Source organism: Sphingobacterium puteale, from assembly GCF_003627955.1.
GTDB lineage: Bacteria > Bacteroidota > Bacteroidia > Sphingobacteriales > Sphingobacteriaceae > Sphingobacterium > Sphingobacterium puteale.
This window is the reverse complement of record NZ_RBWS01000005.1, coordinates 357,347-369,248: the sequence shown is the minus strand read 5'-3', so window position 1 is coordinate 369,248 and position 11,902 is coordinate 357,347. Positions and strand designations below refer to the sequence as shown.

At 39.8% G+C, this 11,902-nt stretch carries 10 protein-coding genes; 4 read left to right on the top strand and 6 right to left on the bottom strand.

The genetic code is table 11. The features are described 5' to 3' along the window. Nucleotides 1-2: 2 nt before the first annotated feature. From D7322_RS07055 to D7322_RS07040, 4 genes are all read right to left on the bottom strand, one after another. Nucleotides 3-2,132, bottom strand: coding sequence for an ATP-dependent nuclease (locus D7322_RS07055; protein WP_121122645.1), 2,130 nt, complete (start codon nt 2,130-2,132; stop codon nt 3-5). Between the two features lie 81 nt (nt 2,133-2,213). Continuing rightward, nucleotides 2,214-2,588, bottom strand: a complete 375-nt coding sequence (locus D7322_RS07050) for a hypothetical protein (protein ID WP_121122643.1) — start codon at nt 2,586-2,588, stop codon at nt 2,214-2,216. Between the two features lie 17 nt (nt 2,589-2,605). Then, a complete protein-coding gene (locus D7322_RS07045) occupies nt 2,606-3,061 on the bottom strand; it encodes a helix-turn-helix domain-containing protein (RefSeq protein ID WP_121122641.1) in 456 nt (151 codons plus the stop codon). Between the two features lie 3 nt (nt 3,062-3,064). After that, on the bottom strand, nt 3,065-3,310 hold the full coding sequence (locus D7322_RS07040) for a helix-turn-helix domain-containing protein (RefSeq protein ID WP_121122639.1): 246 nt from the start codon (nt 3,308-3,310) through the stop codon (nt 3,065-3,067). A gap of 931 nt (nt 3,311-4,241) precedes the next feature. On the opposite strand from D7322_RS07040, the gene D7322_RS07035 reads away from it, so the two are divergent. The 4 genes from D7322_RS07035 to D7322_RS07020 are packed head-to-tail and all read left to right on the top strand — an operon-like array spanning nt 4,242 to nt 10,615. Next, a complete protein-coding gene (locus D7322_RS07035; RefSeq protein WP_147430312.1) occupies nt 4,242-4,625 on the top strand; it encodes a hypothetical protein in 384 nt (127 codons plus the stop codon). Between the two features lie 10 nt (nt 4,626-4,635). Then, entirely contained in the window at nt 4,636-6,009 is a 1,374-nt protein-coding gene (locus tag D7322_RS07030; protein WP_121122635.1) for a TlpA family protein disulfide reductase, read from the top strand. A gap of 2 nt (nt 6,010-6,011) precedes the next feature. Then, the gene (locus D7322_RS07025; RefSeq protein WP_121122632.1) at nt 6,012-9,230 is read left to right on the top strand and encodes a SusC/RagA family TonB-linked outer membrane protein; all 3,219 of its coding nucleotides are present in this window, start codon (nt 6,012-6,014) and stop codon (nt 9,228-9,230) included. After that, nucleotides 9,227-10,615 (top strand): RagB/SusD family nutrient uptake outer membrane protein, encoded by a 1,389-nt coding sequence (locus tag D7322_RS07020; RefSeq protein ID WP_183078629.1) that lies wholly within the window; start codon nt 9,227-9,229, stop codon nt 10,613-10,615. The genes D7322_RS07025 and D7322_RS07020 overlap by 4 nt, the downstream gene beginning before the upstream one ends. A gap of 58 nt (nt 10,616-10,673) precedes the next feature. Here the strand turns inward: D7322_RS07020 and D7322_RS07015 are convergent, their stop codons facing one another. Continuing rightward, the gene (locus D7322_RS07015; RefSeq protein ID WP_121122628.1) at nt 10,674-11,054 is read right to left on the bottom strand and encodes a hypothetical protein; all 381 of its coding nucleotides are present in this window, start codon (nt 11,052-11,054) and stop codon (nt 10,674-10,676) included. Nucleotides 11,055-11,162: 108 nt separating this feature from the next. After that, entirely contained in the window at nt 11,163-11,786 is a 624-nt protein-coding gene (locus tag D7322_RS07010; protein WP_121122626.1) for a cyclic nucleotide-binding domain-containing protein, read from the bottom strand. Nucleotides 11,787-11,902: the final 116 nt, after the last annotated feature.

Genomic DNA, 11,902 nt, shown 5'->3' with positions numbered 1-11,902 from the left:
CTTTACAATTTTAGTGTTTTTATAAATAGGCTCAATTGATCATTCGGAAGTTGCGTCGAATAAAAATCTATTGCTTCTTTTATACTTGGAAAGGATTCAAATTGATGGAGAATAATGTCGTAATTATTTTTATCGGACGCAATCGTTTTCCGTTTAAGTCTCTCTAGCCTATTTCTCGCTATATTATACAAGGTCTGATTGTTAATATGGGGACTTGCAAATGTAATTGCCCTCAAGATATATAAAGGGATATAAGTTAAATGATCTATATGTTCTTCCAACATCAATGCAAACCATCCTTTCTTAAAATGATTAGCTAGTCTTAAAACTTCTTTACCATAGACACTAACTGCCTCGTTCTCTATTAGTTCGATTATTCTATCTCTATCGGGCTCTCGTTGATATTGGTCGTTTACTAATTTCATCACTTCATATCGATTGCCAGCACTAACAAACTCAACTTCAAAAGTATAATTGCCGTAAAAAGTTTTTACCCAGTTGTTTCCCCTACAAAATTCTTCAAGTAACTTTTGTCTTTGAAGCCCAGATATTTGGGAGTTTCTACAATTTTCTTCTTCTTTATTGTCATCATTTGGATTTTCAGGAAGTTCTAGAATTGAGGTGTCAAGATCAGTTATGATTGCGCAGTTTTTTCTAACACGTTTATCATGAAACAAGCTAGCAATGTTTTGAAATCCTGTACTTCCTATATTTATTAGGCTTACTCCAATTTCATCAAGAGAAATGCCAAATACTTTTTTAAAAAGAACTGGTATCAATATTTGTTCAGCATCCCCTTCGACTAAGATTATCCCCTTAGCAAATAAAAGATTGGTTCTAACTGCATCTAAATATCTTTCAAGTGCTACGATTTGAGAATGCTCTAGTCCATTAGAAGGGGTAAATACTAGGGCTTTATTATTTGATCGGCTTAATATATTAACTGAGCTAATTTTACTTACTGATGAAATATGTGTTGAATGTGTAGAAATGATTACTTGCGTATTATGACTATGAAGTTTATCAAAGAGTGTTTTTTGTATATGTGTATGTATATGAGCTTCTGGTTCTTCTATTAACAGGAAATTCGCAATTTTGTTCAAGACTTTTACCTTTTCATATTCTAGTAATTTCAGAGATAGATAGATAAGGTTTGCTCCTCCTAGGCTTAATTCGCTTACACGTCCTTTGTGATCGGGTTCGTCTGATTCGCCTACCCATAGTTTTAAAGATTGTAATAAGCGTTCCATTTCCGCTGGAACCTCAGACTTAATTTCAATATTGGGGGCATAAGTATCTCCAACTGTTTGCTTAATGCTATTAGAAATGCCGTTTGAGATGTCTTTAATTTCGTCTAATTTCGTAATCTCATCGTTTAAATCGATTACTTTCTTTATGATACTATCTTTTTGGATAACATCAATACTTTTTTCTTTACCTCTTAATAGACTCAATAAAGGATTATCTTTATAAGAGCGAAGATCTGCTTCAACATCCCTTAAAGCTTTTATAAAAGTGCATGAAAGCTCATTTGGAATCGAAAATCCATATAATCGGACTCCAAAAATATCTTCTAATTCATCATCAGGATTAGGAAATATTATATTTTCAAAATCACCCACATATTTAAGATAATTTTCCTCAAGAGATAAATCAGTATTTCCTCGACCTCGATATGTTAGTTCATAGTCATTCAATGTAATAGATGTAAGGATTGCATTTAAATCTTCTTTGGTTCCCAATCTTAAAGCACATTCATATAATTCTCTTCTTTTATTTTCTCTCGGACGAAAGATCAAAGAATAACTTCCTTTTGTAAAATCATATTCATCCATCGCACCAACTTTATGCATAGCAATGGCTTGTGCCTCCTCACTTACATCCAACTCAGAGAATTCAATTTGAATTATTATCCAATGCCCCTGCCATTGTTTTAAAGATCTATTAAAATCTGTTTCATAAAATCTGATATTTCTTGGGAGATTTTCATCAATTAATAATCTTAATGCATATAGAATATTGGTTTTTCCTGATCCATTTTCGCCAATTATTGTATTGACACCCTTTTGGAAATTTAAACTGACATTTTTGAAATTTCGGAAATTTTGAATTCCTAACTTTGATATAAACATAAAATGGTCTTTGGCTCTTTTAAATTAATAATTTCATTAAGTTTGAACTAGAATCTTTAGTCGTAATTGAGATATTTTATTTTACATAATAAAAGAAGCGACTGACGAATCCTCAAAAGCATCCCACCAATAATCGCGTAATTGTTCATTGTCCGTGTCAAAATAAAGTTTTCGTTCCTCTGTTGACATTAAGGAGCCTGGTCGTATATAACTTTCTTCCGGGATGTCATCCCAAACAGCTGCCCATCGGGTTGTTTTGGAATAATAAAAAGTTCCAGTAAAATTGCTCTCGATATATCTGGAAATGGTTAAACCTAGCGTCAAGTAGAAACCATTATCTAGCTTCTTTGAAAAAAATCCCTGCGCACTAGAAATGGGTTCTTTAAAAAATATATATCCTAATTTTTTTAAAGGTGCCTTGACTTTAGCGATTAATTTTGCGTTTGTTAACTTCATCCATTAAGAGGTATGTCTTACTTCCCAAAAAACTCATCAAATAATTCTCCCTGTTTTTTACCTACAGCCTTTTCTATTAAAAGAAATTCATATGCTTCAAGCGCCGCCTTCCGGAAATATAAATCTTTCAATCTATTTTCGTCAAGTCTGGTTTTCGTTGCTATTTCCTCAGGAGAATTTTTGACTGTCTCAAATTGACTCATGAACTTTCCAAATTCGTTACGCGCTTTCGGTACATATTTATCTAGCTTGAGGTTCAAATCGGGGTAAACGACTTTGGTCGCTTTGGAACAGGAATCATCGAAAGCTTTATATATTTTGTAAAATACTTCAGCGGTTAAACGCTCCACATGACCATTTTTAAGTTTACTAATTTGACCTTTAGACAAGGCTGATTTTTCAACCAAATTTTTATCTTCCCAACCCAATTTTTGTACTCTCTCTTTGATATAGTTATCTATTCTATGATTCACAATTTATCCTTTTTGATCTTCCTCTTCTTTCAAGGCATCAAGTACAGTTAAATCCAAAGCGTCACAAAGATCTAATAATTTAGAAAATACAAAATCTTCCTTTCCATTCTCCATATCGCTAATTTTTGACCTATCCATTTTGGGTATCTTATCTGCTAGTTTTTCTTGCGTTAAATCCAATTCTAGTCTTCTTCTCTTAAGATTCTTGCCAATAGCCTTGTATATTTTCGAATGTTTATTCTTTTTCATAAAATATATTTTGTGGTTTTATTGCCACACTTAATATTTATTGTTATATTTGTATGGACGATTTAATATTCGAGGTAAATAACCTTGATGAACGACGTTTTCTCGTACCCGAACAGAGCTAAAAATTCGCCGAGAGAACCCGTGTAGATCGCTCCATGCTTTTGTGTGTTCAGAAAGTTTTAATACTTTTGATATATGCGGCATGCGAGCGGTTTCACGTGTAGCTTTGGCGATGTCATTTCGAAATCTCTTGCAGATGTAGAGGTGACAAGGGTTAGCTCCCCTGGGTTCAAAGTGTGAAACCGCTCCTTGCTTAGCTAACCTAAACAAGTAAACGGTACTCATCAGATAACGACGTTCATCATATCCAGATAAATTATGATAACGATGTTAAATAAAACTTTATTCCAGTGGTACCGAGTCCCGTCTCAATTCATTCGGTATTCCGTCAAGCAGCATTTCAAAAACTTAATCAGGGCGCCTGATTAGACACAATTATAATACACAGTGCGCAAAAAGAGAGGAGCCAATAAAAATGGCTCGGTACCGTCTATTCATAAGAATAGCCAAATTCCCCTTTGCGTGTCTGCCACCGACCCTTACATCAATATATAAATAGAGAAAAAAGGCAATGAAGATGGCTTGTACTAAATAATTGTTTCGCAGCTTAAATTTAGTCAAATTTTTCGTTGAGGACAAATTTCTATCCAATATATTGTTGTAATACAACAAAAGGGTCGGTTCTTTCTAAGTATGGATGCCCGTGACGAACCATATATATAACCGAGTAATAAAGAGTAAAACGGCATTCTGAGGTTTAGTTAATTAAATTTTTTAACAGTGTGATATTGGGCCTTTTGACCCAATAAGGTGTTTTTTTGTCCTTTTTTCCAAGGGCCTAAACCGTCACACACCCTCAAAAGCCAAAAAAATGAGAGAGCTTTTTCAAAAATTAGTCGCTATAGACATGGCGATGTACGAGATCCATCATTTGGAGTATGATCCCGTAGCATGTATTAAAGAGTTCTGGAGCTGTTACGACATGGACAGCTGTCGCAATCATATTGTCGAGCTCCTGACGATTTATCTCGATAGGGAGCGAAAGGTAAATCCTGCGATCAGTACAACTGATGTACAGCAGTTTACTATTGCTTTGTTCAGGATGCTAATGGCCTACTTTATCGTCCATTATCAACGGATCAATCTGTCGGGAATTGAAATCTCTTTTCCGAAAAGTAACAGGTTCATCGCATGTGAACTCGAAAGTAGTAAAGAAATCTACGACTTTTTTTATCAGCTTTCTCAAAATCACTAACCATTAAATTATGAATACGTTAAAATTATTGACACCAGTCAAGATATATAAAAATACCTACATCTGCCAAGCACTTGCCAGATACTCTGACAGATCATACTGTAAGAGTACTGGTCGGGTGCTGCTTACCCTTTTGTATTTAGTTTCTATGTTTAGTTTATCGGCTCAGACGCCCCGCAGGGATAGCGGGGCAGATGGGCTAAAAGAAATCGAAATGCTGACTATTGGTCAGAAGGTGCCAGAATCGTTTTGGACCTATAAATATAAGTTTTATAGCAATGGTGATACACTAATCAAAACACTGGAACATCTAAAAGGTAGCCCTATCATATTCGATTTTTGGGCGAGTTGGTGTTCGCCATGTATTAGCTCACTAAAGGAAACTAACGCCTTTATTGACAAGTTGACGGAAAAAGGCAATTTTATTGCAGTCACTTCAGACAGGAAAGCAACCGCTCTTAATACTTGGATAAAGCAAGGCCTACATTTACCAACTATCATCGAGGACAAGATATTGAAGAAGTTTTTTCCGCATGCTTCTGTGCCGCAGATAATATGGATAGATGCGGAGGGAATCGTCAGACACCAAACTTCACAAGAGCCGCTTAGTCAAACCAATCTGAATAGCTTTTTTGCGGGGCAATCATTGGACCTCAAAGCTAAGCCAGTTTTCGATAAAAACCTTCCTGTTCTACCAGGTATTCAAGCTGACAAAAATGTATTACAGTGCTATCAATTGGTATTGAAAGGTTATCAGGATTATCTTCCAGTGGCTAAATTCTCGAGAAATTTGCAGGAAGGGTATTTCAGTACTAGTTTTGTCAATTTGCCGCTGATAACCATTTATAGAGATCTCGCACCTAAGTTATTTTCGGCCATTGGCGAACCGTTCTTTAGGGAGAATTTTCAAATCAAAACGGATGATTCAATTGAGCTGAATAGGCCTTATACCTTAGATCTGATCGTCCCTACAAGAGACCCGCTCAGCATGAATAAAGGTATGGTAGAATTACTGAATGCGGCTTCGGGTTACAATGCTGGCATGCAGAAAGAAACACGGCGATGTCTTGTGATGAAACGCATCGGTCAAATTCCTCAGTCAATTGCCGCTAATGGAAAACTGAATCGTTCGATTGACTGGGAGAAAAAAATCCAACTCAATAATGCGCCAATAGCCTATGCACTGGGAATCCTCAGCGACCAGCGACTAGCTGGAAAATACATTGTAAACGAAACTGGATATAAAGGAAAGATCGACCTCAATATCAGGGTGACCAATGATCTTGACAAGCTCAATGCGCAATTGGCTAAATCGGGTATGAAGCTTGAAAATGCAGTCCGCGACGTAAATGTATTTGTTGTTCAAAAAGCGAAAGGGGAATAATCATGAGATCTATAAAAATTTATGGACTATTGCTGTTGGCAATAGTTATATTCCCCTTGTTTATACAAGCCCAAGAGAAGAAGGTGAGTGGAATCATCATTGAACGTGGCTCTGGTAAGGCAATTGCTGGTGCTGCGCTTAAGTTGCGAAACGGAAAAGGTGGGACGACGACGGATACCAAGGGAAAGTTTGAGATCAATGTAAACAATCGCGCTAATAGCGTTTCATTACAGATATCTTCAATCGGATTTCGGGCGATTGATACGGTGCTGACGCTTGGTGCAGGACATCGGGTAGAAATGGTTTCGGCGGCAATCGGTATTGATGAAGTGGTGGTATCAACGGGTTATAGTGCGATTCCTAAGGAAAGGGCCACGGGTTCCTTTTCTTTTGTCGGAAAAGATCGGATCAATGAACAGATCAATTTTAATATTATGGATCGCCTGCCAGCGGTGGCATCTGGGCTGGTGGTGGATCGTAATGCAAAGAGCGGAAAGGAACAGTTCCTCGTGCGGGGCATGAGTACCATCAAAGGGGAAACCCAACCCTTGATTGTGTTGGATAATTTTCCTTTTGAAGGTGACTTGAATAGTATCAATCCGGACGATATTCAAAATATAACCATACTACGGGATGCCGCTGCTGCTTCAATCTGGGGCGCTAGGGCAGGAAATGGGGTTATTGTCATCACGACCAAAAAGGGGACGACCGATCAAAAGCTGAAAATAGATCTCAACCTGTTGACAACCGTGCAGCAAAAACCGGATCTCTTTTCGCTGGATCGTATTTCTTCGTCGGATATGATTGATGTGGAAACCATGCTTTTTGATAAAGGGTATTTTGATGCTTCCATCAATTCGGCGCAACATCCGGTGCTTTCGCCGATTGTCGAGTTGCTGATCCGTAAAAAAGCAAGTCAGGATCAAAATGAAATCGCAGGCATCGAACAGGAAATCAACCGTCTTAGAAATGTCGATGTAAGAAATGACTTCGAAAAATACCTCTATCGTGTAGGGCTCCAGCAGCAGACAACAGTGGGACTATCGCAAGGTACAGATAAGCTGATATGGAATGCCTCTGTAGGAAATGGTTTGCAGATCGATAATCTGGATAATCGGGTCAGACGGAACAATGTGCTGATGAATGCCAAGCTGCTGCTTTCGAAAGCGCTCACACTCGAAGGTGGGATGAATATTTCTTTTCAGAACATGCGGTCTGGTAGACCGGGCTTTGGCAGTGTGACAGCATACAATGGCGGACTGTTTCCTTATGCTGAACTCGCTGATGCCAACGGTAATGCCTTACCGCTGGTCAAAGATTGGCGCGGGACGTATCTACAGCAGCAAGCAGATAAAGGATTATTGGACTGGCGTTATTACCCGCTGGAAGACTATAAGCACAGTGTGCAAAAGCAACAGATGCAAAATACGATCTTGTCTACCGCCTTGACTTATAAATTGCCAAAATGGTTTGGACTCTCGCTGAGATACCAATATCAGGCGGAATCGGGCAGGACGGAAAAGCTCAGTGATATCGAAAGTTATGAGGCGCGGAATATGGTTAATTCTTATGCTGCGCTGAATACAGCTACAGGAAGAGCCGATTTTAAAATCCCTAAGGGGGGACTGTTTGATCAGTCAAACAGTATGCTCCGAAGCCACAATGTACGTGGACAGTTGGATTTTAATTGGGCAACAGGGCAGCATAAAGTATACGCGCTCTTGGGATCGGAGTTGAGAAATGTTAGTTCCAAAGGCAGTGGCAATAGGTTGTACGGTTATAACGAAGACAATTTATCGTATGCGCTGTTTGACCTCACGGTTCCTTATGTCCACTATGTTACTGGAGCTAAAAACTACGTAATGGATGGTCTCTCGATCAGCCAGAAAGAGAATCGGTTTATTTCGACATACTTAAATGCTTCTTATTTGTTTGACGAAAAATATACCGCCACTTTCAGTGCGCGTCGTGATGCATCCAACTTGTTTGGACTCAACGTCAAAGACAAGTGGAATCCATTTTGGTCGGCAGGTCTGGGCTGGACGGTGTCAAACGAGAAGTTCTGGAATAAAGATCTGATTTCCTATCTGAAATTGCGGTCAACTTATGGGAAGACAGGAAATCTCAATCCAGCCATGGTTGCGCTTACCACCATTAAGTATGCAGGGCCGAATCCTTACACGCAGACTCCATATGCGAGGTTTGACAATTACGTCAACCCCGAGCTGAAATGGGAGAGCGTGTCGACTGTCAATATCGGACTTGATTTCGCTTTGAAAAACAAACGGATATCCGGTTCACTGGAGGGCTACTTAAAAAAAGGAAGCAATCTCTATGGAATAGCACCTGTGGATTATACCAGCGGTATTGGACCCTTTGTGATGAAAAATGTAGCTGCGATGGAGAGCAAGGGCTTGGATTTAAATATGAATTCGGTGAATACCACAGGGCAGTTGCGTTGGACTTCGGATGTTAACCTGAGTTTCAATAGTGATAAGGTAACTAAGTACCATATGGAGACTAGAGCCGCAACCCTATTCATCAGCGGTATTAATCTGATTTCCGGCAAAGAGGGGGCTCCGGTCTATTCCATGTATTCGTACAAATGGATGGGACTTGATCCAAAAGATGGTGCTGCGCTAGGGCTTTTGGATGGTCAGCCTTCTCGGGAATACCGCAAATTTACAGGGACCAATGCTACAGTGGATGACCTGGTATTTCATGGGAGCATATTACCCAAAATCTTTGGATCTTTAGGCAATACCATAGCGTGGCGGGACTGGGCGCTCACCATGCGCTGGACGTTTAAGTTTGACTATTATTTCCGCAGGGAGACCATACGTTATAGTTCGCTGTTTTCAACTTGGAATGGCCACGGTGATTTTAATAAGCGCTGGCAGCAACCCGGTGATGAGCAGAAAACAGATATCCCTGCGATGTTTTATCCGGTATTGTCTGGTGCTGAAAATTTCTACCCTTATGCGGAGCCGTTTGTTGAAAGGGGGGATCAGGTGCGGTTTGAGTATTTGAACCTTGCTTACCGGATTAAGGGTGCTCCTAAGAGCTTATTCAAGGATGTGCTGCTTTCGCTCAATGTCAATAATTTGGGATTGATCTATCGGAAAAACAAAGCGGGTATCGATCCTGATTTCAGTAAATCTTCGAGCACGGGTTTTTCACCCTCAAAAATTTATTCATTTAATATCAAATGTTCGTTATGAAAAGATATATCATCAAAGCGTTGAGTAAGTTATCGCTACTTTTTACAGCCTGTTTTCTGTTGCTTTCTTGTGAAAAGTACCTTGATGTCAAACCGGATCAAATGCTTGCTGTTCCTGAAAGCTTGGATGATCTTCAGGCAATAATTGACAATTATCCTTTTCAGATTACACAAAGTGACGCACTGGAAGTGGGGGCGGGAGAATTTGTTGTCACTGACGCCAACCTTGCTTCGCTCTCGTCTGATTTTCACCGCAGGATGTATCAATGGGATCCGTACAATTTGTTTCAGGAAGGAACGATAGCTTCCGACTGGGCACGCTACTATACTACGATTTACAATTGTAACACGGCTTTGGAGGGATTAGCAAAAATTGAACGCAACAACCTGAACGCTGCGCAATATGATCAGATCAAAGGCAGAGCGCTATTTGTTCGCGCGGAAAAACTATTCCACGCGAGTTTGGTATGGTGTATGGTCTATGACCCAAAGAATGCCTCCAATACACTTGGAATGCCAATCCGTCTGGATACTGATTTCAATAAACGGTCCTCTAGAGCATCGTTGGAAGATACCTACAAACAGATTATTGCGGATGCTACATTGGCGGCACAGCTTTTGGTCGAGCAAACAAGCAGTCCTGTAGAACCTAATCGATGCATAGCAGATGCGCTATTAGCCAAAGTGTATTTGTATATGGCAGATTATGAAAATGCTTTTAAATATGCTGATGCCGCACTGGTCTTAAATAATCAATTGTTGGATTACTCCACATTGGATGCAACAAAACCCTATCCCATCCCGCAATTTAATAAAGAGGTTATTTATCACTGCTTGGCGGGCTATCCTCAAATCTTAAATACTGTTAGAGCTCAGATTGTTGATGATCTAATTGCAAGTTATGAACCGAATGATCTTCGGCTTGATCTTTTTTTTATAAAAAATGCAGATGGAACCTATGGTTTCAGGGGCCTATATACTGGGACTACATCATTATTCATGGGAATTGCTGCTGATGAACTTTACCTGATCCGAGCGGAAGCAGCCGTTCGGTTACAGAAAACTGATATTGCAATGAAAGATTTAAACGCGCTTTTGGTAACGCGTTTTAAAAAAGAAAATGGTAAAACAACATATCGAGAAATCCATGATATGAACAGTGACGAATTACTTACACGTATCTTGTTGGAAAGACGAAAGAGTTTGATTTTTAGGGGGATTCGCTGGTACGATCTAAAACGGTTAAATCGGGACGGAGCAAATATTGTATTGAAAAGAAAAGTTGAGGGAAAGGAGTTTATTTTACAACCAAACGATCTTCGTTATGCGCTGCCAATACCTAACGATATCATAGAATTGTCTGATATTGTTCAAAATCCCAGATAGAAAAATAGGCCCTTGGGATAAAGGGCCTATTCTTTGTGCTTGAAATCCAGATTTCGTACTACAGCGTCTCAGGTTTTTGTGAATCCGCATGGTCACGGACTTCATCAGCGGTGTTTGATGGGTAAGTCGCTTCAAAATACTCCATCAGTTCATCCGAATCTGCAATAGTCTGGTCAGTCACCGTGTACTGGCAAGGTAATGGCTGCAATGGATCGTTCTGGCAGCTTGGGTCTCCAGAAGGCCCTTGTTCCCATTTGCTCGCTTGGAGTATCTCACTGGAATTCGTACCTATAAAGCGCCAAACTGTTGTGGTCACTTTGGTTGTTGAAGTAGGTTTTACCTCTTCCTTTTCCGTGAAACTTTGGGCTCCATAAGCGAGTCCCAATCCTAATACTGTTAATGCGCCGGCACGTAGCCAGCTGTTTGTTTTTGTAAGCATAAGCTTAAAATTTAGTTTATAAAATGTTTATCAATGCTAGCACTCTTCGCTGGCGCTAATACAAAGTTGAATATAAACTTAGTCCGTTTTTTGCCTGTCCCATGGGTGCTATTTTTCGGGAAATTTCCCCGTTAAAAGAAAATATTGCGACGCCTGTACGGCATGCCGCGAAATACCGAGTAGATCGGCCTGCTCTATCTGGGTGGTGGCGGCCTTAATTTCGGGCAGTAGCCTGGCAAAGTGCAGGTAGCGCTCAAAAGGGGAGTGGCCTAAAGTTGCACGCCTCAATAGTGCAAGTTGTCTTTTCTTTTTGTTGCTCAATACATCAATCAATGTGTCAATAGATTTCTCATTTTCCTGAAACTGCCGGAGGATGAGGTGCGGGATTGCAATAATGATTCCCGAGCGGAGTGCTACTATATTGCCCGGATGCAAATTGTGCGTATAGAGGTGATTGGTCGTCATCAGGGCCATGTTGGGAATGGCGAGGCTCATAATCTTGCGTTTGCCTGTATCGGGATTTTCCTCAATCCGGGCCAAGAGCCCGGTAGCTACAAAATAAGTCATCTCCGAACGATGGTCAGTTGCGTTGAGCTGTTCGCCACGTTTGACAGTCCTGACGCTGAGGTTGTCCTTGACCCACTGATAATGAAAGTTTTCTATTGTATGATATTTTCCCCAAAAATCAAACAAGAGTTTTAGTCCAGCTCTGTGGCTGCGCTTATCCGTCATAATGTGTTGTTTTTAGTTTATCTGGTTTATTGTCAGTAAGATATGGTCTGTGGTAAATCTACAATCTTTAAAATCCAATAACGAAACTACCCCTATAAAGGCTTTTGCCTACTTCC